The 23,815-nt window shown below is 41.7% G+C and carries 23 protein-coding genes; 9 read left to right on the top strand and 14 right to left on the bottom strand.

Going from position 1 to position 23,815, the window contains the following annotated elements; all coding sequences use genetic code 11:
* The first annotated feature begins 82 nt into the window (after positions 1 to 82).
* Complete coding sequence (gene yghU, locus ACN0T8_RS06095; RefSeq protein WP_417879759.1) at positions 83 to 937, top strand: glutathione-dependent disulfide-bond oxidoreductase; 855 nt, start codon at positions 83 to 85, stop codon at positions 935 to 937.
* Between the two features lie 88 nt (positions 938 to 1,025).
* Here yghU and ACN0T8_RS06090 read toward each other — a convergent pair whose 3' ends face one another.
* Entirely contained in the window at positions 1,026 to 1,382 is a 357-nt protein-coding gene (locus tag ACN0T8_RS06090; protein ID WP_417879758.1) for a helix-turn-helix domain-containing protein, read from the bottom strand.
* 361 nt (positions 1,383 to 1,743) lie between these two features.
* Here ACN0T8_RS06090 and ACN0T8_RS06085 point away from each other — a divergent pair, with 361 nt between their 5' ends.
* The 3 genes from ACN0T8_RS06085 to ACN0T8_RS06075 are packed head-to-tail and all read left to right on the top strand — an operon-like array spanning position 1,744 to position 6,925.
* Positions 1,744 to 3,816: a type VI secretion system Vgr family protein gene (locus tag ACN0T8_RS06085; RefSeq protein ID WP_417879757.1), complete on the top strand. Its 2,073-nt coding sequence runs from the start codon at positions 1,744 to 1,746 to the stop codon at positions 3,814 to 3,816.
* A complete protein-coding gene (locus ACN0T8_RS06080; protein WP_417879756.1) occupies positions 3,798 to 4,439 on the top strand; it encodes a DUF4123 domain-containing protein in 642 nt (213 codons plus the stop codon). Before ACN0T8_RS06085 ends, ACN0T8_RS06080 begins: the two co-directional genes overlap by 19 nt.
* The gene (locus ACN0T8_RS06075) at positions 4,436 to 6,925 is read left to right on the top strand and encodes a LysM peptidoglycan-binding domain-containing protein (protein ID WP_417879755.1); all 2,490 of its coding nucleotides are present in this window, start codon (positions 4,436 to 4,438) and stop codon (positions 6,923 to 6,925) included. Before ACN0T8_RS06080 ends, ACN0T8_RS06075 begins: the two co-directional genes overlap by 4 nt.
* A 53-nt stretch (positions 6,926 to 6,978) precedes the next feature.
* On the opposite strand, the gene ACN0T8_RS06070 is transcribed toward ACN0T8_RS06075, so the two are convergent.
* From ACN0T8_RS06070 to ACN0T8_RS06050, 5 genes are all read right to left on the bottom strand, one after another.
* Positions 6,979 to 8,028 (bottom strand): formylglycine-generating enzyme family protein, encoded by a 1,050-nt coding sequence (locus tag ACN0T8_RS06070; protein ID WP_417879754.1) that lies wholly within the window; start codon positions 8,026 to 8,028, stop codon positions 6,979 to 6,981.
* A gap of 135 nt (positions 8,029 to 8,163) precedes the next feature.
* Positions 8,164 to 8,646 carry a DUF1097 domain-containing protein gene (locus ACN0T8_RS06065; RefSeq protein WP_417879753.1) on the bottom strand — a complete coding sequence of 161 codons (483 nt, stop codon included), beginning with the start codon at positions 8,644 to 8,646 and terminating at the stop codon, positions 8,164 to 8,166.
* Positions 8,647 to 8,816: 170 nt separating this feature from the next.
* A complete protein-coding gene (locus ACN0T8_RS06060; protein WP_417879752.1) occupies positions 8,817 to 9,686 on the bottom strand; it encodes a DMT family transporter in 870 nt (289 codons plus the stop codon).
* Between the two features lie 161 nt (positions 9,687 to 9,847).
* Positions 9,848 to 11,479 carry a diacylglycerol kinase family protein gene (locus ACN0T8_RS06055; RefSeq protein ID WP_417879751.1) on the bottom strand — a complete coding sequence of 544 codons (1,632 nt, stop codon included), beginning with the start codon at positions 11,477 to 11,479 and terminating at the stop codon, positions 9,848 to 9,850.
* A complete protein-coding gene (locus ACN0T8_RS06050) occupies positions 11,473 to 11,853 on the bottom strand; it encodes a hypothetical protein (protein WP_417879750.1) in 381 nt (126 codons plus the stop codon). Before ACN0T8_RS06050 ends, ACN0T8_RS06055 begins: the two co-directional genes overlap by 7 nt.
* 256 nt (positions 11,854 to 12,109) lie before the next feature.
* Between ACN0T8_RS06050 and ACN0T8_RS06045 the strand changes: the two genes are divergently transcribed.
* The 5 genes from ACN0T8_RS06045 (at position 12,110) to hpf (ending at position 16,826) form a co-directional block, all read left to right on the top strand.
* The gene (locus tag ACN0T8_RS06045) at positions 12,110 to 13,252 is read left to right on the top strand and encodes a polyamine ABC transporter substrate-binding protein (RefSeq protein ID WP_417879749.1); all 1,143 of its coding nucleotides are present in this window, start codon (positions 12,110 to 12,112) and stop codon (positions 13,250 to 13,252) included.
* A 91-nt stretch (positions 13,253 to 13,343) separates the two neighbouring features.
* Positions 13,344 to 14,495, top strand: a complete 1,152-nt coding sequence (gene potA / locus ACN0T8_RS06040; RefSeq protein ID WP_417879748.1) for a polyamine ABC transporter ATP-binding protein — start codon at positions 13,344 to 13,346, stop codon at positions 14,493 to 14,495.
* On the top strand, positions 14,492 to 15,382 hold the full coding sequence (locus ACN0T8_RS06035) for an ABC transporter permease subunit (RefSeq protein ID WP_417879747.1): 891 nt from the start codon (positions 14,492 to 14,494) through the stop codon (positions 15,380 to 15,382). The genes potA and ACN0T8_RS06035 overlap by 4 nt, the downstream gene beginning before the upstream one ends.
* 28 nt (positions 15,383 to 15,410) lie before the next feature.
* Positions 15,411 to 16,253, top strand: a complete 843-nt coding sequence (locus ACN0T8_RS06030; RefSeq protein ID WP_417879746.1) for an ABC transporter permease subunit — start codon at positions 15,411 to 15,413, stop codon at positions 16,251 to 16,253.
* A gap of 213 nt (positions 16,254 to 16,466) precedes the next feature.
* On the top strand, positions 16,467 to 16,826 hold the full coding sequence (gene hpf, locus ACN0T8_RS06025) for a ribosome hibernation-promoting factor, HPF/YfiA family (protein ID WP_417879745.1): 360 nt from the start codon (positions 16,467 to 16,469) through the stop codon (positions 16,824 to 16,826).
* A gap of 91 nt (positions 16,827 to 16,917) precedes the next feature.
* On the opposite strand, the gene ACN0T8_RS06020 is transcribed toward hpf, so the two are convergent.
* From ACN0T8_RS06020 to ACN0T8_RS05985, 8 genes are all read right to left on the bottom strand, one after another.
* Entirely contained in the window at positions 16,918 to 17,544 is a 627-nt protein-coding gene (locus tag ACN0T8_RS06020) for a LysE family translocator (RefSeq protein ID WP_417879744.1), read from the bottom strand.
* A gap of 63 nt (positions 17,545 to 17,607) precedes the next feature.
* Positions 17,608 to 18,525, bottom strand: a complete 918-nt coding sequence (locus ACN0T8_RS06015; RefSeq protein WP_417879743.1) for a DMT family transporter — start codon at positions 18,523 to 18,525, stop codon at positions 17,608 to 17,610.
* Between the two features lie 104 nt (positions 18,526 to 18,629).
* Positions 18,630 to 19,337, bottom strand: coding sequence for a helix-turn-helix domain-containing protein (locus ACN0T8_RS06010; RefSeq protein WP_417879742.1), 708 nt, complete (start codon positions 19,335 to 19,337; stop codon positions 18,630 to 18,632).
* Between the two features lie 280 nt (positions 19,338 to 19,617).
* Complete coding sequence (locus ACN0T8_RS06005; protein WP_417879741.1) at positions 19,618 to 19,965, bottom strand: YajD family HNH nuclease; 348 nt, start codon at positions 19,963 to 19,965, stop codon at positions 19,618 to 19,620.
* A 97-nt stretch (positions 19,966 to 20,062) separates the two neighbouring features.
* The gene (locus ACN0T8_RS06000; RefSeq protein ID WP_417879740.1) at positions 20,063 to 20,722 is read right to left on the bottom strand and encodes a Qnr family pentapeptide repeat protein; all 660 of its coding nucleotides are present in this window, start codon (positions 20,720 to 20,722) and stop codon (positions 20,063 to 20,065) included.
* Between the two features lie 145 nt (positions 20,723 to 20,867).
* The gene (locus ACN0T8_RS05995) at positions 20,868 to 21,077 is read right to left on the bottom strand and encodes a cold-shock protein (RefSeq protein WP_017025474.1); all 210 of its coding nucleotides are present in this window, start codon (positions 21,075 to 21,077) and stop codon (positions 20,868 to 20,870) included.
* Positions 21,078 to 21,460: 383 nt separating this feature from the next.
* Positions 21,461 to 22,954 carry a sodium/proline symporter PutP gene (gene putP, locus ACN0T8_RS05990; protein WP_417879739.1) on the bottom strand — a complete coding sequence of 498 codons (1,494 nt, stop codon included), beginning with the start codon at positions 22,952 to 22,954 and terminating at the stop codon, positions 21,461 to 21,463.
* Positions 22,955 to 23,083: 129 nt separating this feature from the next.
* Complete coding sequence (locus ACN0T8_RS05985) at positions 23,084 to 23,815, bottom strand: aldehyde dehydrogenase family protein (RefSeq protein WP_417879944.1); 732 nt, start codon at positions 23,813 to 23,815, stop codon at positions 23,084 to 23,086.

The raw sequence follows: 23,815 nt of genomic DNA, 5'->3' as shown, positions 1-23,815 counted from the left end.
GGTCTCATTCACTTGTCGCCTCGCTGCAACTCCAATTACTTTGGCTATACAATAGTGGGTAAACTCAACAAAAGGGAAGATGATGACGAACGAATATATTCCACCGAAAGTTTGGACCAATGAACAACAAGGTGGCACTTGGGGTAGTATTAACCGCCCAGATTCTGGCGCTCGCTTTGAACGAGAACTACCAGTCGGTCAGCACCCAATTCAGTTGTATTCAATGGGTACGCCAAATGGTCAAAAAGTCACAATTTTGCTTGAAGAATTACTGGCAAAAGGTGTCACCGAAGCTGAATACGATGCGTTTCTAATTAAGATTGGCGATAGTGATCAGTTTTCTTCTGGTTTTGTTGAAGTCAATCCAAACTCCAAAATTCCAGCATTAGTTGATCGTAGTGGTGATTCACCGATCAATGTCTTTGAGTCGGGATCTATCCTGCTTTATCTTGCCGAGAAATTTGGCCACTTCATTCCAAGTAACATTGAAGATCGTACTAAGGTATTAAACTGGCTGTTTTGGCTACAAGGTTCTGCGCCATATTTAGGGGGTGGTTTCGGCCATTTCTATCACTATGCGCCAGAAAAATATGAGTACCCTATCAATCGCTTTACCATGGAAGCCAAACGCCAACTAGATGTACTCGATAAGCAACTAGCCAACAATACTTACATTGCAGGTGAAGAGTACAGCATTGCTGATATCGCAATCTGGCCTTGGTATGGCAACTTGGTACTAGGTAATGCCTACAATGCCGCTGAGTTTTTAGATGTTGAAAGTTACACGCATGTTCAGCGTTGGGCGAAAGCGGTATTAGAGCGACCAGCTGTTCAACGTGGCCGTATCGTCAATAAACCGATGGGCGAAGCTTGGGAAGCGATTGAAGAACGTCATAGCGCCGAAGATATTGATAAAGCGCTGAGTTTGAAGCCTTAACTAGGTTTCTATCCACACCAAAAAACCAAAACGCCTAGCCGATCACAATGATCAGCTAGGCGTTTTTAATTTGATAACTGCTTATAAGCTAATTTACTTTGGCCACCTTACAACAGTAATCAATGATCACTTGATTACCATCGATTTGTACATTTTGAATGTCACCATCAATGCTAATTCGGTTTTGCAAATACACCACCGCATTTTCTGGCGCGATCTGGTTTTTAAGTGAAGGTAAAATCGTATGCGGCTCAATATCTAGTTGCTGAAAGAAGCGACTGACAAAGCTTTTGCTAATCTCGCCTTTGCCGCGGATCACTTCAGAAAACTCACTGATCGTCATGCCTAAACGCTTTGCCATATCCATTTGTGTTAAGTGACGCTTGGCTTTTTGGGACATCCATAAGTGATAAATCGCGTCTCTGTCTTGCTCTGTATATTCCATTACTTCTGTAAATCCATAACCGATAAAAACTGCTTATAAAAATGACAAAATCCGGTAAATGGCATGTCATTGACAGGTCAGGTTTTGTTTAGGGAAATTTAAAACTATGACCACACGAGCTATAGCACCTTACTTGCTAATCGGATTTTATTCGTTAAAAACCACACGTATCGACTAGGCAAAAACTTGCCGAACTGTTGGCAAGTTTTTGCCTAACTTAAAAACAACAAAAACATAACCATATGATTTAAGTAAAAATAAAAAATGGCTCAATAATTGCTTAGACCACTCCAAACATAGTGTTCAACCGATAATATAAACGACCACTATTGAATTCCAAATTTAACGAGCAGGTTTATCTATGGCAACGCTGCAATTTAGTATTCGCGTCGATGGCGTCAGTGACGAATCGTTAGTCGTGAGAAGCTATCAAGGGCAAGATAACTTTTCTTCGGTTCAACAAGCTGATGGCAGTTGGTGCCATGGTTTTCGTTACCAGATTGAGCTTGCTAGTCGCCGCCCCGATTTAACCGCCTTAGATATAGTGGATAAAAACGCTGAGCTTGTCATGCATCGCGATGGTGAAGTGGTACAGCGTATCAATGGTATTGTACGTAACTTTACTCAAGGTGAAACCGGTCACCACCATACTTTTTATTCGCTAACCTTAGTACCTGACATTGAGCGTTTATCGCTGCGCCATAACAGCCGCATTTTCCAATCCATTTCCGCGCCCGATATCATCGCCACTTTGTTTAAAGAAATGGACATTCAAGATTTTGCCTTTGCGCTAATTCGCACACCAAAACAGCGTGAATTTTGTATGCAATATCGTGAAACCGACCTTGAGTTCATTAACCGTCTTGCCGCCGAAGAAGGCATGGTTTATCACATTGAACAATTAAAAGGGAAACACAACGTACTGTTCACCGATGATTCTCAAGTGATTAGTACACTTGATTCACCGGTTCCTTATAACGTCATGGCCAGTGGCATTAGCTCAACCCCATATATAAAAGCATTCAGTAAGACCACTCAGTTTGAAGTCAGTGAAACGCACAGCGGTGACAGTAGCTTTAAAAAACCGCAATACACCTTTAGCCAACAAGCGGTTGCCAGTGATATGGACTACCAGCGTGATACTTATGATCACTTTGACGCGCCGGGACGTTTTAAAGATGACGCCATTGGTAAAGAGTTTAACCAACTGCGTCTAGATAGCCTGCGCCGTAGCACCCACACTGCCAAAGGCAAAAGTAATGAGCCACAACTACAAACCGGCGCTAAGTTTGAATTAAGCGAACACTCTGATGACAGCTTTGATAAAAAATGGCTAGTCATAGCGAGTACTCATCAAGGCGAGCAACCGCAAGCACTTGAAGAATCTGCAGGCAGCAAACCCACGACTTACGCCAATCAGTTTGAAGCCATTCCAGCCGATAAAACCTGGCGCATGCCACAAATGACCAAACCACAAGTCGATGGCCCAATGACTGCTTACGTTGTCGGCCCTGAGGATGAAGAAATCTTTTGTGATGAATATGGTCGCGTGAAACTGCATTTTCCGTGGGATCGATATTCCAACGGTGATGAGCATAGTTCATGTTGGGTGCAAGTCTCACAAGGCTGGGCAGGTAGTCAGTATGGGCAAATTTCCATTCCAAGAATTGGCCATGAAGTGATTGTCTCATTCTTAAATGGCGACCCAGACCAGCCTATCGTAACTGGTCGCGCCTTTAGCGCGCAAAACCTACCGCCTTACACACTGCCAGATAATAAAACTAAAACTGTATGGCGCAGTGAAAGCCATCAAGGTGAAGGCTTTAACGAAATCAGTTTTGAAGACCAATCCGGATCAGAGCAAGTGTATGTTCATGCGCAGAAAGATTTTAAATCGGAAACTCTCAATGACCACATTACCGATGTAAATCACGACCAGCATCTAACCGTAGAAAACAATCAATTCACTCAAATCAAAAACAATCACAATTTGACGGTGGATGGAGAAAGCCGAACCAAAGTCACCAAAGATCAAACCTTTGTGGTTGACGGTAACCTACAAATCAAATCCGGCTCAGTGATCGTCAATGATGCTGCCAATGAAGTCCATATAAAGTCAGGTAACAAAGTAGTGATAGAAGCCGGTGCAGAAATCACAGTTAAGGTAGGTGGTAGTTTTGTCAAAGTCGATGCAGCTGGTGTTCATATTGTCGGTGCTGGCGTGAACATTAATTCTGGTGGTAGTGCAGGCAGTGGTAGTGGGTTTAGTGGCGCGATGCCAGCCTTACCGAATGGGATAGAGCCACCGATTGTAGAAAGCACACCGCCCGCTTCAATTACTCCGAGCATGCACGCTGAAATGGTCGATTCTGGCAGTTTAATGATGGAACTTTGCAACTGTGGCATGGGGGGAATATGCAAAATTCATGGTTAAATCCTGAATGGAAAATCCAAGTATTGGACAAGGTTCCATTAATCGATATTTCCTCAAATACATCGAAGATCTACGCATTAATTGAATCATCATTAATGCCTAATTGGAAAATGGAACTCTACCAACACATCAATCAGCACCAACTCAGTGAGCCTTATAGCGATCTACTTTTCCATGGTACTCACTATCAACACTTAGAGCTCGGCCCTGTTGTCGTCGATATTACCTCCTACCCTGAGCTACAAGCCAAATGGCTAACTCAATTTGAGCAAGCCCCTTTAGGTTGCATACTTGTCGCACCTGCAAATGTTCAACAAAGTAATATTGTTGATTTGTTACGCAATAGATTAACCATCTATAAAAATGCCGCCCCCACCTTTCTTCGATACTACGAACCAAGAACCATGTTGGCATTTATCGGTGCTTTGAGTGACGAAGAAAGGCAGCACTTCTTCTATCCAATTCATGCGGTTTATTGGCATCACAACCAATGGTTTCAAGCGCAATGGTCCACACCAGAGTTCGCCCCTAAACAGCTAGATTCATGGAAAATGACACCAACTCAGATCGATAAAATGGCAGATATTATGCAACAAATTCAATCTCATGAGGCATTAGCATGAGCCAAACTTATACCGTCCAAGCAGGTGATACCTTACTGGCTATCGCAATTCAACAACAAGTCGATTTTAACCAAATATTGGCGCTTAACCCTAAATATCAGCCCAATCCAGATTTGATTTTTCCGGGAGATGTCATTGTATTACCTAGTGACCCAGAGCCTGAACCACAAGCACCACTACCAGACGTCGAACCACCACAGGTTAAACGTCCGGTATCAGACCAAGGCAGCCTAATCCACCCTCCAGCTTGTCAGGGCAAAGATATTAAAGATGTGTTGTTTTTCACTCAAGATAAAGGCTCACAATATTATTGCTTAGATGAACAAGCTATTGCGCTGTTAAATGAAGAAATCCAAGCCACTGAACAATTAATCGCCAATTTGAAAGCTGTGCAAGATAGTGCGCCCGATCCAAAAACTGCCACCGATGAAGACCACTTAGCCCATATAAAGAAGAAACAACAATGGGCTGAACAAGCGGTCAATGCAGGAGCCATTGCGATCGAAGAAACCAAAGATCAAACCTCGAAGGAGGAGACAAAGAGTAACCAACAATTGGTGAAAGCTAAGCTCAAAGAGTTAGAAAAAAGACGTCGAATAGTAGACGGTTATAACCCTATTTTTAACAATGAAAGCGCCACTCAAATATTAAAACAACGAGTGTTAGCCGATATACAAGCAACCATTGAATACAATCAAGCGCTGCAAACCAAAGCGGAAACCAAAGACCAAAAACCCAATAACTTGGGCGTTAATTTGCAAAACTTTACCAAAAATAAAACGCTTACCACCCATCCAGCTAGTCAGCATGTATTAGAAGCCTACTCGGTATCTCATAATCAATTTGTTTATGTGCGTATCACTTATGTTGAGCGTGAACGTATTGCTTGGGATCGCCGTCCAACCAATTCGACGATGTTATCAGCATTGCGTGAGGGCAATGTGGCAGGGTTTAAAGAGGCGCTACTTAATAACATTAAAGAAACCGTCACCAAAACCATTGAAAACCCATCAATTGAAATGGTCTTTAAAGAGTGGAAAGCGGAAGGAGGTAACAGCGGTGAATGGAAAGCCAGCCACTATATTTTAAATCAAGACGGTAACACCAGATTTGCTGCCAGCTCTGAAGCACAATTATTACGCTGGGGAGCCACGGCTGCGCTAAAATCTACCTTTGAACCCACTCAAGGTAAGGTTGATATTGGTATTAAAGCGGAAGCTGCCATTGCTCTGGCTGAGGCTTCGGTCGAGTTTAAAAGTTACCTGCCTTATGAAAGTGGTTTTCCGCTGTCGCTGAGCTATAAAGATGCCAATGGTGACACCCAACACTATTCTTTTGGTCGTTTTCGAACCAATTGCACCACCAAATTAAGTTGCTTTGCTGGGGCGATGGTAACGGGCTCAGCAGGGGTAACCAACCAACCCCAAGAGCAAGAAGCCGGTCACAGTATGTTGTTGTCCCCTTCGGTAGGTATGGCAGTTAAACCTAATGGTGAAGTCGGGGTAAAAGCAGAAGGATTTGCTGGCGTACAGGCGGGCGGTCAAATCACTGGTGCGCTAGAATGGCAAGATCCAGACAAAGAAACCACCCTTAATTTTGAGCCCTTAGCGGAATTGAAGGCTGAGGGGAATTTAAGTTTAGGTGTAGGCTTTGGAGGTGATTTTCAGCTTATTTTAGATACGGGTAAATTGTACCTATATTGCAATGGTCGCATTGTTTGGGGTGCAGGTGGCAGTGGTGGCTTTGGTGCCAATATTAATTTTGAAAATATTTGGAAACTGGCGCAAGTGGTGTGGCAAGGGTTGCAATATGTCGATTATCGTCAGCTAGAAAATATCAACAAAGATATGTATGAATATCTGACTCGCACCAGTTATATGGCGTTTGCCTTTAATGCTTATGAAGCCATTAGCGATCCAGCACAAGCATGGGAAAACGCTGTCAAATTGGGGACGAGAGAAGTGGATGAATGGTGGAAAAATCGGCAATATCAAAAAAATGAAGCCGACTTATTAACCCGCCGCATCCTCAACAAACAAGCCTGGTTAGAGGTTAAACCCGACAAACTGCCGCCCGAGACCATAGGTATGATGCTTGATACCTTAACTGAAACCTTTTTTGAACGCTGGGAAGAACCACAAGAGCAGGCGATTTGTTACCTGTTAGCCAGCAGCATTTCTAGCTGGCGTAAATTTGAAGAAGTATTGGCGCACATGAGCCCAGATGGCAGTAAACAAGAAGGTGAGAAAGTGTTATTTGATAACCTCGCTCGCATTAATGCGATACTCGACTGGCAACAACAAGACGACTTTAATGACTGGGTATTCAAACTGGCCCAAAAAGATAAGTTCACCAAGCTCGTTACAATTCGCTCACCATTACCCTTCACACCAAGAAAAGGGAATTCATGGAGCGATAAACGTGAGGCGGTTGAGCAACAGTTAGCAAAAATTGGCCGAGCGCCACAAGGTAGCCGCTACGTATAATCATCGACGATAAAGCAATAAGCCAACCAACTTCACGGTTGGCTTATTCATGTTTAACGCTTAACTGGCGTGCTTTGTTGCAATGCGCAACGAAAGCTAACGGATGAGTAATATCTTTTCTCTCCCACTGAATGGAGGCGAGAAAACGTCATGGTAGTTCCCATGCCATCACGCATGACTTTTTCCGTGCCAGTTTCTGGCCCTTGAGGGTTATGCTCTGGCGAGTGCAAATAATAATCTTTAGCATACCAATCATTGACCCACTCGCTGACTTGGTTGCTCATGCCATACACCCCTAATGGATTAGGTGGAAAAGTATTTATATTCTTAGTATCAGTTGATGCATTAACCTCATCATCTTGATAATCAATATTGGTACCCAGCTCAGGGTCGTAATAATAGCCTCCTTGCAACTGGCGGTAACCATTATTGGTGGCAAAATAGTAATGTTGCCCACGGCTGCGTGCGGCATATTCCCATTGCGCTTCGGTGGGTAAATCAAACGGTAAAGCCGTCACTTGACCTAACCAGAGACAATAATCTTTGGCTTCTTGCCAGTATTGTGTAGAAGCGGCAGACATTGTTTTCTTTTTTAAGCGAGCTTTGAATTCATCCGTACCACGTTGATAGTAAGTACGATCTAATCTTTGATCGGCAACAGGAAGCCCTTCGACTTTGCGCATCACTTCCATATCTGGAAACGTGGTTTCAAACTTAGCTATTGAGTAAGAATCCAGCGTGACTTTATGAAGATAACGACCACCAGTTAAGCCACTGGTGAGCGTACTAAAACACTTGCCATCTGGTGACCAATCAATACGTTCGTAAGTTTTACTTGGAATTTCACAGGGTGCTTTAAAGTCGCCCATATCAAAACTGCCCCCTTCGACAAAAACCAAATTTTCAATGGCTTTAACTGCAACATCGGCAATTTGTTGTTTTTCTTCCGCGCTCGCGTTGGGGTATTGAGAAGCAATATTTTGCTTAATGGTATTGGCTTGCTGTCTGCTAATTTGGGTGCTGTTGATAGTGATATCTGAACGGGCATCACAGGCGGTTAACAAGGGTAATAATAGCGTTATCCCTAACCAAGTCGATTTCATAAAAATTCCATATGCTTCAATTATTTCCAATGAAAAAATTATAAATAAAAGGGCATTGAGCGGCTATAAAAACAACAGTTTATTAATTGATTTTCAGAGATAATCTTGGAAATGATGCAACAAATATCACCCCTTTCATTTTTCTTCTATCACTTTTGGTTTTAGACTTACACCGCTTCTCGCCTGTAACCACAGACCGCTCGCTTTCATGATGTAACCGAATACTCCGCCAATTAACAGTGAAGGGATCACCAACTGCCAATTTCCATCGGTGGCAAAAGTAGCACATGCGCCAATGAAGGTTCCGGGAATAAAACTCAACCAGTGTTTCTGCGCTTGAATACACATAAAAAAGGAAACCAATGCTGTCAGGATATAACCAATCACATCGCTGCCTAGCCATTGAGAACCATGAATAATAACCAGCGCCCAAAACACCCCAGAAAGGTTGGTCAGTAAGCTCACACCTAAACCTTTTAGCCCTTGAATCGGCGAGGCAAAGTAACTGGTGCAACCGAGAAAACCAGCCCAAGACAATAATCCCAAAGAAATGGCGACCCAACCCCAAATACCCGAAAGCAGTCCAGTGGTCAGTGAAATGGCAAATAATGTCGACATAAGCAGATCTTCAGTTAAAAAATGAAGAAGGGAGAGTAAAGAAGGAATAGGCTAAAAGAAGAGATTTTGATCACAGATAATATGAATGAAAAATTGCTATTACATATAAATGATAACGCAAGCGATTAACTACCATTACTTGCGTTATCGACCACTTAAGGTAGGTTAACTTACTTACGTCTCTCCCACTGAGTAATAAACACGATCGAAGCCATCATAATTGCAGCGCCTACCCATAAATTGCCTGTCGGGATCCAACCAAAAACAAGCCAACCTAAAAAGACATTAAACGGCAATTTTGCTAAATCAAATGGTTGCACAAAAGAGGCATCTGCCACGGCATAAGCTTTAACAATCGCCCATTGTGCTAACGCTGTCATTACGCCAGCACCAATCAATAATCCCCAAACACTCCAACCGGTTGGGGTAGACCACTCCGGTAATGCCAATAAGATATTAAAAGGCGTGAGTAAGATCAGCAGGTAAACCACCATGGTAGAAGGTGAATCGTTAACCGACATTTTCTTCACCATCAATGAATAACAGGCCCAGAAAAAAGCCGCACCGACAGGTAATAATGTTGCCCAACTAAACGCATCTGACCATGGCTCTAAGATAATCATCGCCCCGCCAAAGCCGGCTAAGGTTGCCATCCAACGCGCCCAGCCCACATTTTCTTTTAGTAATAACCCAGAGCCGACAGTCGCAAACAATGGTGAAGTCATTAACAATGCAATGCCTTGCCAAATTGGTACCGGATACGCCAACGCCCAAAACCAAAGTTGAATGCCGATTACTGATAAAAAGACTCGAAACGCATGCCAGCCAAAGTGTTTGGTATACAAAGAACGACGAATACCTAATGTTTTTAAGTAAGGTATGATCGCCACCAGCGCAATCGCATATTGAAGCAGAGCAACTGTGGTAGAAGGAATAGAAAAAGTGATGCTAATGTACTGGGCAGCACTGTTAACTACAGCAAAAGACAAGCCAGCAATTAGCATCCACGAGGCACCAAGCACTGGTGAGTGGTTAGGCATATTGAAAAGTTCTCATACAAAGAAATAAATTAAGCTGGGATAATAAATCACACAGATGGGAATAACTAGACCAAACCGCATTATCCCTACCGTGTGGCCTTAATTAATCTGACTGCGGATAGCTAAGGTGCTTAGTTGCTTAGTTGCTTAGTTGCTTGATATTACTGCTCATTAAACCAACGTGGTACCATCACATTCAATGAGCGAGGTTGAGTACGAATGCTAAGTTGTTCAGTCTCATACAGCTCACCATCAATCACATATTTAAAAGCGACTTCACTGGATATAGTGACGTCTTTGGCTTGCTTATGCACAAACCCCATCGGCTCTGCGGTAGGGAGCAAACCTGAGATGGCTAATTCAGATAGCGATAATAAGCGCCCCGCAACACTTTGATGACTAGGCATGTAGGTAATATCCAAAATACCATCTTGTAAATCCGGCTCTCCGCCACCTTGTGCCAGTAGTGTCGTAAAAGGAGCGGCATTGGCGACCACTAAACTACTCACGTCTAATTCTTGCGGCGTTTGTTTATCTAAAGCAATTCGAATCATTAACGTTTCATTATTGGCAATTGCACCCCATAAACCTTTTAAGTAAGCCAATTGGCCATCATTATTTTTCTCTTCACGCTCAGCGTATTCAATCATTTGTTGTTCAAAACCAATCCCAGACACCAACAGCATTAAATCGCTATTACATAAAGCGGTATCAATTTGAGTCACTTCACCATTTAAAATAGCGCCACATGCTGCTTCCACTGGAATGATTTTATTCTCAATACCATAAAGCACATGGCATAAGGCATTCGCAGTACCCAATGGTAGGATGCCAAGAACAATATCGGTATGGACTAATTGACTTGCCACTTCCGTTACAGTGCCGTCACCACCACCCGCAACAATCAAAGAAGCCCCTGAGTTAATCGCCTCTTTCGTCAGTTCGCTTGCCGATATTTCAGGTGTGGTTTCTCGCACTTCTACCTGATATTTAGCTTTAAAGTTTTCTAGAATTTCATCTTTATAGGTGTCCCACTTTCCCCCACCAGAAACCGGGTTCACAATTAGCCACACGGTCTGTTCAGAAACTAATGCTCGCTGCTTATCAAGTTGCTTTAACATTTTCATTTGTTCCTTATTCAAATTGGCGGTGCTGCGAATTGATTGAATTTTTTTCATCACATCTTCAATACTCATTCTTGGGTAACGACGCAATAAATAAGCAGCCAATACAAACACCGAACGCCCACGACCTAATGCACAATGCACCACTATTTTCTTGGAGTCCGCGAGTTGAACATCCATCCAATCTAATGCTTTTAATAACTTCCGCTTTGATGGCACTTTGTGATCAAGCACTGGCAGATTGAAATACTCAAAATCACGACTGGCTTTACGGCTTTGTAATCCATGAAATTCAGCGGTGATATCTAAAATGCTGGTAATACCTTGAGCTTTTAACTCTTTTAGATCTTTGGTAAATAAGCGTCGAGCTAAGTACAACTGAGGATCAATACGTTGAATAGGCGCAACCGAATCATGCGTTCGCGCCCAATAATTATAGTAATGCGCACCAATCAAAAAAGGCGCAAGTACTAACTGGATACCATTTGGGATCACCCCGTTAGGCTTTTTACGAAATAAATGAGGGAAGTTGCATAGATAAGCGATGCTGACAATCGACAAGGATAAAGCAATCCAAGCAAGCGGAATCGACAGCCAAAAATTAGGGCATAACAAGGCCAACACATAAAATAGAATACTGCCCGCAATATAGTATTTGGTGACTAACATTGTCTCTCCCTATATACCCAAGTGACTTCAAGATGTGCAGAATTCAGAACTCTCATTTTGAAGTTACTTGGGTATATACTTCTATCATTACAATAATAAAACCATAACATTACTTTACTAAGGGTGCCTATCATATCGTAGCCGAATTCCAGCATCGTTAAATTAAGTTTATTCTTTAAATAAATAATCACACTCGCAGCCTTAACGTTTTCATCAAAACCAGCTAAAAAAGCCAAAGAAACACCACCTTTTCTACAACAAGCAAATCTTATCGAAACCATAAAATTATTCTGATTTACTATTTGAATATTCGTTTTATTATCGCCCCTGTTCTTCGCAAGAAAGTACCAACCGCCACACTCAACTGTTAACATTTACAGTGTAAACAGCCTATTTAGTGTCGCTATTCGTTAACGCAAGGTTAATGGGCGCAGGTTGCAAATCTACGAGTTTGGATGATTTCTCCCTTCATACATCCAACTCAGAAAACGTCATATTGAATAAATTAACTTATGTTCAACCTGACTCAAATCAGTGATCTCCCAAGGCTAAAATCAAAAGGAATGCTGGCTATAAGCTAGGTTGGTGAGCTAACCATTGGATCAACTGATCCATTATTTGGGACCTACTATGTTTATTAAAACTTCAGTGTCTTTCAAAAAGACGGTGTTCGCTGCATCTATGACTGTCACCACTTTGTTATCGTCTGCGGCTTTATTTACTTCAAGTAAAACTTACGCTCAAGATGAGCAAGTGCTACACGTTTATAACTGGAGCAGCTACATCGCGCCGAACACGATTAGCGATTTTGAAAAGCAAACCGGCATTAAAGTGGTATACGACGTATTTGATAGTAACGAAGTACTGGAAGCTAAACTGCTTGCAGGTCGTTCTGGTTATGACGTGGTGGTGCCATCAAATAACTTTTTAGCCAAACAGATTCGCGCGGGTGTTTTCCAAAAATTAGATCGCACTCAACTGCCTAATTGGAAAAACCTCAACCCAGAATTATTGAATGCACTATCACCAAGCGATCCAGGTAATTTATACGCGATGCCTTATTTATGGGGCACGATCGGCTTTGCTTACAACATCGATAAAGTGAAAAAAGCACTCGGTGAAGATATGCCAACCGATTCATGGGATTTGGTGTTTAACCCGCAGTACATGGAAAAACTGAAAACCTGTGGAGTGTCATTTTTGGATTCACCATCCGAAATGTTACCCGCAGCATTAAATTATTTAGGGCTCGCTACAGGCACACAAAAGCCGGAAGACATCAAACAAGCGGAAGCATTGTTCTTGTCTATTCGCGAAAACATCAGCTACTTCCACTCGTCTAAGTACATTTCAGATTTAGCGAATGGCGATATTTGTGTTGCGGTGGGTTATTCCAATGACTTATTCATTGCTCGTGACCGTGCCAATGAAGCGAATAATGGCAACAAAATTGAATACGTGATCCCAAAAGAAGGTGCAGGCAGTTACTTTGACATGATGGCGATTCCAGCCGATGCCAAAAATGTACAAGCCGCTCATGTATTTTTGAACTACTTAATGACACCAGAAGTGATTGCCAACATTACCAATGAAGTCAGTGCTGCCAATGGTAACCAAGCGGCAACACCTTTTGTAAACCAAGACATTAGTAGTAATACTGGAATTTACCCAGATGAAGCAATACTGAAAAACATATACACGATCAGCGATCTACCCGCCAAGACTCAACGTGTTATGACACGTGCTTGGACCAAGATAAAAACAGGTCGATAGCGCCGAAAGCACATACTTGAGTTGAAGTGTGATTAAGGCGTCCAGATTAGGACGCCTTTTTATTTTAAGAATAATTTAAAAGAGAGTTGAAATGGCCATCACTTCCAGTGCCTACAAAAAAGCATTAGAGCGTCAATCTAAATCAAAAGAAATCTTGGTGAAAATTGATCGTGTAAGCAAACAATTTGACGACACTCTTGCGGTCGACAACGTGTCGCTCACCATAAATAAAGGTGAAATCTTTGCTCTACTCGGTGGTTCAGGTTCAGGTAAATCAACCTTACTTCGTATGCTAGCGGGTTTCGAGAAGCCAACTGAAGGACGCATCATTTTAGATGGTGTCGATATTACTGACATGGCGCCTTATGATCGGCCGATTAATATGATGTTTCAGTCTTATGCGCTATTTCCACACATGAGTGTTGAGCAAAATATTGCCTTTGGTTTGAAACAAGATTCACTGCCAAAAGAAGAAATTAACGCACGCGTGGCGGAGATGTTGAAACTGGTGCATATGACGCAATACGCCAAACGTAAGCCACATCAATTATCTGGTGGTCAACGTCAACGTGTCGCATTGGCTCGCTCACTCGCCAAACGTCCAAAACTGTTGTTACTAGATGAACCAATGGGCGCGCTGGATAAGAAACTACGCTCACAAATGCAGTTAGAGCTGGTTGAAATTATCGAGCGTGTGGGCGTGACCTGCGTCATGGTGACTCACGATCAAGAAGAAGCGATGACCATGGCACAACGTGTCGCCATCATGCACCTAGGTTGTATTGAGCAAATTGGTAGCCCGATGGATATTTACGAAACGCCAGTTAACCGTTTGGTGTGTGAGTTCATTGGCAACGTAAACTTATTCGATGGCATGTTGGTCGAAGATGAACAAGATCACGCGACGATTGCCTGTGTCGATTTGCCACAGCCCATCTATATCGGCCACGGTATTAGTACTCAAGCTGAAAACAAAAAAGTGACTTATGCATTACGTCCTGAAAAGTTGTTGATCAGCGCGACATTGCCAGAGGACTTAGTCCACCCTGACTTTAACTGGACAACTGGCAAAGTCTACGACATTGCTTATTTAGGTGGATCTTCGATGTATCACATCCAATTACCGTCAGGAAAGATAGTCCAAGCGTTTATTGCTAACGCCGTGCGTCACGTCAAACGCCCAACCTGGGAAGATGATGTGTATTTATATTGGGAAGATGATAGTGGTGTGGTTCTGCAATGAATAAATGCATCCAACAACTAGGACGTAAACTGGTCATTGGTATTCCATTCTTTTGGCTGTTTATTTTCTTTTTATTGCCGTTTGTGATCGTACTTAAAATTAGCTTTTCACAAGCCGATGTCGCCATACCGCCCTACACTGAACTGGTCAGTTGGGCCGATGAACAGATGGCCATTTTTCTCAACATGGGTAACTACTTGCTACTCAGTGCTGATGAATTGTATTTAGCCGCTTATCTCAGCTCGCTAAAAATGGCGCTGATCAGCACCTTGGCTTGTTTGATGATTGGCTACCCAATGGCGTATGCGATTTCTAAAGCAAAAAAAGAAACGCAAACTATCTTGTTGTTACTGATCATGTTGCCAACTTGGACAGCCATTTTGATCCGTGTGTATGCGTGGATGGGCATTTTAAGTAACAACGGATTATTAAATGGCTTCTTACTCCACTTAGGGGTAATTAATGAGCCACTACGGATTTTGAATACGGATCTCGCGGTCTACATTGGCATTGTGTACTCATACTTGCCGTTTATGGTGTTACCACTGTACGCCAACCTAGCAAAGCATGACCAAAGCTTACTAGAAGCGGCGTCAGATTTAGGTTGTCGTCATGTCTCGACCTTCTGGCAGATCACCGTACCACTGTCAAAAGGCGGGATGATTGCAGGCTGTATGTTGGTGTTTATTCCCGTCGTCGGTGAGTTTGTGATACCGGAACTGCTAGGTGGCCCAGATACCTTGATGATAGGTAAAGTCTTGTGGCAAGAGTTCTTCAACAACCGAGATTGGCCTGTGGCAGCGGCGTTAGCGGTCATTATGTTGGTGGTTCTTATGATCCCAATCATGTTCTTTAATCGTACTCAAGCCAAAGAACTTCAAGGCTAATTTAAGTACGAATTGTTTAGGAATAACGATGAAACGTTTTGGTTTTGCAAATCTAATGTTGGTGCTCGGCTTGGTATTTATTTACTTGCCGTTAGTCATCATGGTGATTTACTCATTTAACGCTTCCAAATTGGTAACAGTATGGGGCGGCTGGTCAACTCAATGGTATGGCTCGTTATGGGAAAATACTCAGCTAATGGGCTCGGTATTTCGTTCATTAGAAATTGCTTTTTACACTGCTATTTCTGCAGTTGCACTAGGCACTATGGCAGCTTTTGTATTGACGCGAATCCCTCGCTTCCACGGAAAAGTATTACTAGGAGGCATGGTTACCGCGCCATTAGTGATGCCAGAGGTGATCACCGGTCTTTCATTGCTACTGCTATTTGTGGCAATGAATAATCTAATTGGTTGGCCGGTAGAGCGCGGCATGATGACGATTTGGATAGCTCATACCACATTTACTAGCTCGTATGTGGCCATCTTAGTCTCATCTCGCCTGCGTGAGCTAGATATCTCAATGGAAGAAGCGGCGATGGATTTAGGCGCTAAACCTTGGAAGGTATTTATGCAAATTACCATTCCAATGATCGCGCCATCACTTGTTGCGGGTGGCATGATGGCATTTGCTTTATCACTCGATGATCTAGTGTTGGCAAGCTTTGTGTCAGGCCCAGGCTCAACGACACTACCAATGGAAATTTTTTCCTCGGTACGCCTAGGGGTGAAACCAGAGATTAATGCAATTGCTAGCTTGATCTTACTGTGTGTATCCCTATTTACCTTTAGCATATGGTTCATTATGGTAAGAGCAGACAAGCGCCGTAAAAAAGAAATTTACCAAAGCAAAAAAGCATTAGTGATGGTCTAAAATTAAAGCGAGATAGTTAATGCTATACTCAAGTTACTTGGGCATAACAAAATGGAACAAAGCTCTTTGCCTATTGTCTTAAAGTTTGATAGCTTGAAAGAATAGTGACGAACTTCGAAAGTAATTAGGCTTTTGAATAACAAGCACTTATGGATATGAAATCCGCATTTTTGCCTTGTATTTTCAAGGTGCTTCAACAGGAAGGTATTGTGTATGAAAATAAACATCCAAACGCACCATGTTTCTCTCAGTGAAGACTCACGTACTGAGATTGAAGGAAAATTCGATAAAATATCTTCACACTTCCCCGACTTAATCAGCTGCGATATTATTATCACTAAACAACATAATGAACACCAAGTTGAAACCTTCACCAACTACGAAGGCGCTCGTATCTCAGCTAAATCTGAAGACAAAGTGATGTACCCAGCTATTGCCGCTGCGGTTAAAAAATTAGAAACCGGACTTAAAAACCGTAAAGGCCAACTTAAAGCCGAACTTCATGCAACACCGACCAGCACTAAGCCGGAAATTGCCTCTGATATTATTCAAGAAATGAAGTTAGTCGATTAATTACTTAGTGTAGCAAAAAACAAAAGGAGCTCATTTGAGCTCCTTTTTTCATTTCATATGCCCCAAATAATTGAGCACAATGGATATAAAGTTAATTACGAGTAATCATCAACTTAATACCTAGTGCCACCATCGCACCACCAAGTACTCGATCAATCCAATGACCACATTGCTTAAACTTCTTATTAATCGTTGGTCGAGACAATAACGTCACAATCAAAGAGAACCATGCAAACTGTAAAATCATGATCCATACACCATAAATCGCAATTTGATAGATTGGCATATCCGCTGACAGAACTAAGGTAAATAACGATACAAAATAAATCGGCGCTTTAGGGTTTAGAGCATTACACAAGAACCCCATACCAATCATTTTTTTCGCCGACTGTACTTTCGCGACCGGCAATTCAACCTCATCAGGCATTGCTGCTTTCGCTTTTAATCCCTGCCAACCTAGATAAATTAAATAACCTCCGCCGAGTACTTTAATCACCCAAAGTAAACTGGCTGAATTAGCGATAATTGCCGCTAAACCAAAAGCAGAATAGAGAATATGAATCGATAAACCCAGCGCAATACCGACACTACACAGCAGCCCTGCTTTTTTACCATTCGAGATGGTTTGTTGTGAAACCAGTATAAAATCTGGCCCAGGCGAAGCAGCGGCCAATAAGTGAATAGAGGTAATTAAAACTAATCCGTGCCACAAATCCATTGAAAACTCCTTTCTCAGCAATACTTTGAATATAAAAACATCAATTCATCTTCTATTCAATTGTTATTTTGTGCCTTTATTTAACCTCGCTTGAACTGGCTTCACTTTTTGAAAGCAATACACTGCGATCACTACCACGACAATGCCAACCATAGTCATGCCACTCAACTGTTCACCAAAGATCAAATAATCAAACATAATGGCCAAAATCGGTATGCAATAAAACAGCACGCTTACTTGGCTGGCACTACCTCGCTTAAGCATGTAAAGCAGCAACATCACCGCACCAACCGAGACCACAATACTCATCCAAAATAATGAAATAAACAGTTCATTGGTCCATTCAACTTGCCAGTCTGTACATAAGGCCACCACGCTAAATAGCAATAACGTGAATAGGTTCTGATAAACCACCATGCTTTCAATATTCATGTTGATGCCTTTTTGCTTAATGGTACCAAAAGTTAGCGACATTAAAGCCAATAAGGCAAACAACAAGCCTATGACATGTGAAGCATCGATCCCTTTTGCACCCAATACAGCGATGCATAAGCCGATAAAACCAAGTGCTAACAAAGCATAACCTTGTTTCGACATCCTGTCTTTCGCAAGGAATGGCGTAATGAGCGGCTGAAAACCTAATATCATAGTAATCAAACCTGGCGATATGCCGGCATCGATCGACAAAATATACGTACTCAGGTAGGCAAACTGCAAAAAGAAACCGACTTTTAGCACCGCAATAATTGACGCTTTATCATGGCGAAATAATTCAAACTTTAATTTAGGTTTTACCACCAGCAGCACCAGAGTTGAAAATAGGAAAGTCGCCACTGCTCGTAGGAATAAAAAGGTCCAAGGTGACGCATCTATTAGTCCCATTTTCACCATTACCGCCCCACTACTCCACATCAGCAAGAACAGCAAAGGGGCGGCCGTTTCAAAGCGAATAGGTGAACGTAAATTTTCAATCCTTTGCATTTTTAACCTTTAAAACCATAACTGTACCCAAGTGAGTTTTCAGTATAAGAATCATTGGTAACGAAAATGTGCTGATCAGACGGTCTTTATGACTAAAGTGATGATTATCGATATGATTTAGGAGACAGACCAAAAAATTGACTAAAGCGGCGAGTAAATGCTGATGGGTTAGAAAAACCGACTTTTTCCCCGATCAATTGCACAGGAAGATCGGTATGCGTTAATAGCGCTTTGGCTTTTTCCATTCGAAGTTGTAAAACAAACTGCTGGCTGGTTTGACCTAAGTTCGATTTGAATACGGTTTTAAATTGAGTAGGGCTTAAAAAGGATAGTTTGGCTAATCGTTCAACCGACCAATTTTGACTAATATCTTGTTGAATTTCACTTATGACACTCGCAATACGAGGATCGATTCTAAGCTGCTGGCCTTGCTGTTCTAATAGCTGCAATAGCATAGCGCACATCGCATTTTCTAAATGGGCATTAGTTTTGCTCATCAATTGCAACCCGGCAAATTGCACATAAGCTAGAGTCGCTGGAGATAACAAAAACTTTTTCGTTTCAGCATGGCATAAGTTAGGTGGAAGTTGGTTGAGATCGACTACTAAAAAGCGTGCGGCTTGATCAGCGGAAAAAACATGGTTCAAGCCTGCGTGAATAACGATAGCGTCACCAACACTCACTTTGCCATCAAATTCTCCGACTTGCATCTCAATCACGCCCTGTAGTGGCAGCACAATTTGATGATAATCATGCTTATGCTGACGTGATTGACTAATGTAAGAACGAATCGATAACCGATCGTTAATCATAACCGTTTATACCCAAGTAACTTCAAGATGCGAATTTCAGCAAGAATAAAACAAGCTTTAGGCAAGACAAATTGAATATGATCATAGTTATTCTATCTCTGTTCAATTTAACGCAGGATAAAGCTTGTTTTAACTTGCCCTCCGAGAGCTTCATTCAAACCTTTATGCTGTGTCAGATCGGTTTGAAAGATGCCTACATTCCTTCGCCCATCTTCCTTGCTTAAAGGTTTGGATGATAGCTCTGAATTCTGCATCTTGAAGTCACTTGGGTATATATTCATTATTTTTTAAGTAAATCTTTTAGGTTTGCAAACGGGTTATGGGTTGCGGTTTGGTGCTCCTCTTCTTTGGGTGTGGAGTCAGCCGAACCATACAAATCATGCTCTAAGTATTTAGAGTGTTCATGGTCGTGACAATACAGACAAAGCAACTCCCAATTACTGCCATCTTCTGGGTTATTAGTATGATCATGGTCTTTGTGGTGTACCGTCAATTCACGTAAATTAGAATACACAAACTCGCGAGCACAGTTACCACAAATCCAAGGATAAAGCTTTAACGCCTTTTCACGGTAACCACTTTCTTTGCGCGCGTAGCTAGCACTAGAGCCATAAAAATCAGACGACATATTAGTTCCTAATCATTGTTTTTATTAATTTAATTTACACTGTAAACTGTTTATACCCAAGTAACTTCAAGGTGTAGAATTCACTTGGGTATATAACCTAATCTGGAATGGTGATCACACCTAAATGTTCAAGCAGCATTTCTTGTTGCCATTGACAAATCATCGTGCCTTTTAAGTTCACGCTACGAATGTCTAGCCCTTCAAGTTCAACATGTGCGAGGTTACAGCTTTTCCAATTTGCTTGGCTCCATTGTTCGTTAGAGAACTCCCCGCGACTAAGGTCAGAGCCTTCAAATGAAGTACCTTGTAGATTAGCACCACGCCAACGGTTTTCAAACAAATCACATTTTTCAAGGCACTGATTTTCTAAATTTGCGTAAGTTAAATCACACTGCGTAATATAAGCAGAACAGAAATAGGTATTGTGCGTGATGTGATTCGCAAACAAGGTTCGAACAAAGCTTGCCCCTTTCAGGGTGCTATTGCGTATTTCAATGCCAAACGCTAAAGCCCCATCAAAATTAGCCATACTCAAATTACAGTGTTTAAAACTGGCATCATTCAGTTTGGCGTAAGCAAAGTTGCAGCCTATGACGTCACCGGATTCAATAAAAACACAATCAATAAACTGCGTATCAGACAGATCACAACGAGAAAAGTCACACTGATAGAAGTGGCAACCTTGATACGTATGTTGACTCAAATCTTGTTGAGAGAAATCGTGTTGTTTAAAGTGTTTTTGATTATATTTGGTCATCGTTGCTCGTTGCTCGTTGCTCGTTGCTCGTTGCTCGTTGCTCGTTGCTCGTTGCTCGAGAAGATTATTTTTATAAATTCGATTTCAATAGAAACAAAAAAGCCGCAACAAGTGCGGCTTTTTTTAATTCGTTATAAGTACTTAATTATAGTACTTCAACGTTTGCAGCTTGAGGGCCTTTTTGACCTTGCTCAACTTCAAACGCTACTTTTTGGCCTTCAGCTAGAGTGCGGAAACCTTCACCTGTGATAGCACGGAAGTGAACAAATACGTCTGCGCCGCCATTCTCTTGAGTGATAAAACCGAAACCTTTCTCTTCGTTAAACCACTTAACTGTACCAGTTGTCTTAGACATGGGTAAATCCTATAAATATTTTTTACTAATCAATTACGCTTGTTGCGTGTTATAGCCGGGAATAGAGTTACTTAAGTGAGGATACTTAAAAGGAGGCACTTCATGACACTTAACTGGTATATCAGGTGTTGCGAAGACTTCTAAAGCAAATTTCAAATAAATAGGTCCGTTACAGGCCGTGTTTAAAGATACTCGGGTTTTTCATCCTTGTATAGGGTTATTTTTAAAAACTTGATCTAAGTAGTTCAAAATTTTTTTATTGTTATTGTCGGATTACCTATGTGATTATTTTTATTATTAAAATCAAGATAGACATCTAAACGTAAAAGCCCCCATTATTTAAATAATGAGGGCTAAATAACCGTCAAATTATCAGAGGAATATTAATCTAATTCTTCTAGTTGACGCTGATATTTTTTGTATTGTTGAGTGACTTCTTCATTTGGACCGCCAGTTAATAAACTGACTGCAACAATCGAAATGGTAGAGAAAATGACACCCGGTACGATTTCATAAACATCAAACCAACCACCCGTTAATTGTTTCCAGATAACGATAGTCACACCACCGACAATAATTCCAGCTAGTGCACCGTTACGGTTCATTTTCGACCAATACAAACTCAATACGATTGCTGGACCAAATGCTGCACCAAACCCTGCCCATGCATACGATACTAGTCCTAAGACTGAACTTTCAGGGTTCATTGCTAGTAACAACGCAAACATAGAAACGCCGACTACAGCAAGACGACCAACCACAACCACTTGCTCTGGTGTCGCATCTTTTTTAAACACTTGCTTATAAAAGTCTTCCGCTAGCGCAGATGATGAAACTAATAATTGTGAATCAGCAGTACTCATAATCGCAGCTAAAATCGCAGCCAGTAAAATGCCTGCCATCACAGGATGAAATACAGCATTAACCAAGATCATAAAGATTTTCTCACCATCTTGGATATTAAGCATCGGATGTCCATTTACATAAATCAGACCAACTAAGCCGACCATGATAGCACCAGCCATAGATAACGCCGTCCAAATAACCGCAATACGGCGTGCTGTAGTTAAGTCTTTGTTGCTACGAGTTGCTTTAAAACGTGCCAAAATATGCGGTTGACCAAAATACCCAAGTCCCCAAGCAACCAATGAAATAATAGCGATTGCTGTTAATGGCTCACCGGTAGCAGATGTCCAAACATTCATCAATTCAGGATTAATGTTATTGAGGTCGATATCGACTTGAGTAAAACCACCACTCATTGCAGCAATAGGAACAATCAATAGCGCAGCTGACATTAACAAACCTTGTACTAAGTCAGTCCACGCAACAGCAAGGAAACCACCAAATAAGGTATAAGAGATCACACAAATGGTACCTATCACGACTGCAATTTTATAATCAAGACCAAACACTGTTTCAAATAATTTACCGCCTGCCACTAAACCAGAACTGGTGTAGAACAAGAAAAACAATAGAATAAAGAAAGCGGAAATGGTTTGAATGAGTTTTGAATTATCAAGGAAACGACGAGACAAGAAATCAGGAATAGTTATCGCATCCGTAGTAATACTATAAGTACGAAGACGTTTAGCACTTATCAACCAGTTAAGCCAAGTCCCGACAAGTAAGCCACCACAAATCCACGTCGCTTCTAACCCCGAAGCATAAGCATAACCAGGAACACCCAGTAATAGCCAACCACTCATGTCTGATGCACCTGCTGATAAGGCAGCAGGCCAAGGACCAAGAGTTCTTCCACCTAGAAAGTAATCGGTTGAACTTGAAGTTCGTTTATAAGCAACATAGCCAATGATAAGCATTAAGGCTAGATATCCGACAAATGTGCTAGTAATAGCAAAACTATTTTCTATCATAATTATACCTTTTATATGATTAGCCCCTCTATCCTGAGGGGCTTTTTATTGTGTTGTAGATCGTTATGATACTAAATTATTGATAGTTCGAATAATAAGAATCAATCTTAATTTAAGTATCACATATATTTAATGTTGATTTCCTAACTCTAGCAGAGTCGCGTTCCCCCCGACGGCAGTTATGTTAATAGTGCGAGTTCGCTCAGTAATAAAGCGTAGTACAAGGCTAGGATCATGAGCCTGTACTAAACTGAGTGAATCATATCTATCTTGTGTGTTTTCAGCGGCAATCGTTTCTGCAATAAAAGGAACAATTGCACCTCTCTTTTGAGCTAAATCTGCGTTTATGGATCTTTGTGTTTTAACATTTCCTATAAAAGCAGCCATTCGAATATCAGCTTCAATCACCGCTTGATAAGCATCATATGCCACGATATGGACTAAATGTGCCGGCAGTGCGCTACTTATCGCACTTTCCAGGCATTGATTCAGATCTTTATCATCACTGCAAATAAGTACTGCATTACCTGCAATTAATGCGGCGGTTAATGGTGCTATAACCGCCACCCAAGGCATTGCTGGCTCTACAATTAATGCACAAACCCCTCTACCAGCCGTATATAACTCATTAGTTTCACCGGTTGGCCCTGGCATTAATTTAGGTTCAGATAAACGCTCATCTGCTTGTTGAAGGTGAAAATTCATCACAGCACTTAATGTAGGTTGCGTGCCTTCTAAGTTACGACAAACCGAACGTAAGCATTCACTTTTAAACGTGTATTCGGTCAAATTCCATTGTTCCCAAGCGGTATTTGCATCAAAGAACGTCACTTCAGAAAAACGAGTAATAGTTTGCATAAT

It is taken from the genome of Vibrio sp. (assembly GCF_048266485.1).
In the GTDB taxonomy this organism is placed as follows: domain Bacteria; phylum Pseudomonadota; class Gammaproteobacteria; order Enterobacterales; family Vibrionaceae; genus Vibrio.
The sequence above is the reverse complement of the archived record's forward strand: the minus strand, read 5'-3'. Positions and strand labels throughout refer to the sequence as shown.

Excerpts from the sequence above, each read along its gene's own strand:
- yghU (WP_417879759.1), top strand. The coding sequence starts at position 83 with ATGACGAACGAATATATTCCACCGAAAGTTTGGACCAATGAACAACAA.
- ACN0T8_RS06090 (WP_417879758.1), bottom strand. The coding sequence starts at position 1,382 with ATGGAATATACAGAGCAAGACAGAGACGCGATTTATCACTTATGGATG.
- ACN0T8_RS06085 (WP_417879757.1), top strand. The coding sequence starts at position 1,744 with ATGGCAACGCTGCAATTTAGTATTCGCGTCGATGGCGTCAGTGACGAA.
- ACN0T8_RS06080 (WP_417879756.1), top strand. The coding sequence starts at position 3,798 with ATGCAAAATTCATGGTTAAATCCTGAATGGAAAATCCAAGTATTGGAC.
- ACN0T8_RS06075 (WP_417879755.1), top strand. The coding sequence starts at position 4,436 with ATGAGCCAAACTTATACCGTCCAAGCAGGTGATACCTTACTGGCTATC.
- ACN0T8_RS06070 (WP_417879754.1), bottom strand. The coding sequence starts at position 8,028 with ATGAAATCGACTTGGTTAGGGATAACGCTATTATTACCCTTGTTAACC.
- ACN0T8_RS06065 (WP_417879753.1), bottom strand. The coding sequence starts at position 8,646 with ATGTCGACATTATTTGCCATTTCACTGACCACTGGACTGCTTTCGGGT.
- ACN0T8_RS06060 (WP_417879752.1), bottom strand. The coding sequence starts at position 9,686 with ATGCCTAACCACTCACCAGTGCTTGGTGCCTCGTGGATGCTAATTGCT.
- ACN0T8_RS06055 (WP_417879751.1), bottom strand. The coding sequence starts at position 11,479 with ATGTTAGTCACCAAATACTATATTGCGGGCAGTATTCTATTTTATGTG.
- ACN0T8_RS06050 (WP_417879750.1), bottom strand. The coding sequence starts at position 11,853 with ATGTTAACAGTTGAGTGTGGCGGTTGGTACTTTCTTGCGAAGAACAGG.
- ACN0T8_RS06045 (WP_417879749.1), top strand. The coding sequence starts at position 12,110 with ATGTTTATTAAAACTTCAGTGTCTTTCAAAAAGACGGTGTTCGCTGCA.
- potA (WP_417879748.1), top strand. The coding sequence starts at position 13,344 with ATGGCCATCACTTCCAGTGCCTACAAAAAAGCATTAGAGCGTCAATCT.
- ACN0T8_RS06035 (WP_417879747.1), top strand. The coding sequence starts at position 14,492 with ATGAATAAATGCATCCAACAACTAGGACGTAAACTGGTCATTGGTATT.
- ACN0T8_RS06030 (WP_417879746.1), top strand. The coding sequence starts at position 15,411 with ATGAAACGTTTTGGTTTTGCAAATCTAATGTTGGTGCTCGGCTTGGTA.
- hpf (WP_417879745.1), top strand. The coding sequence starts at position 16,467 with ATGAAAATAAACATCCAAACGCACCATGTTTCTCTCAGTGAAGACTCA.
- ACN0T8_RS06020 (WP_417879744.1), bottom strand. The coding sequence starts at position 17,544 with ATGGATTTGTGGCACGGATTAGTTTTAATTACCTCTATTCACTTATTG.
- ACN0T8_RS06015 (WP_417879743.1), bottom strand. The coding sequence starts at position 18,525 with ATGCAAAGGATTGAAAATTTACGTTCACCTATTCGCTTTGAAACGGCC.
- ACN0T8_RS06010 (WP_417879742.1), bottom strand. The coding sequence starts at position 19,337 with ATGATTAACGATCGGTTATCGATTCGTTCTTACATTAGTCAATCACGT.
- ACN0T8_RS06005 (WP_417879741.1), bottom strand. The coding sequence starts at position 19,965 with ATGTCGTCTGATTTTTATGGCTCTAGTGCTAGCTACGCGCGCAAAGAA.
- ACN0T8_RS06000 (WP_417879740.1), bottom strand. The coding sequence starts at position 20,722 with ATGACCAAATATAATCAAAAACACTTTAAACAACACGATTTCTCTCAA.
- ACN0T8_RS05995 (WP_017025474.1), bottom strand. The coding sequence starts at position 21,077 with ATGTCTAAGACAACTGGTACAGTTAAGTGGTTTAACGAAGAGAAAGGT.
- putP (WP_417879739.1), bottom strand. The coding sequence starts at position 22,954 with ATGATAGAAAATAGTTTTGCTATTACTAGCACATTTGTCGGATATCTA.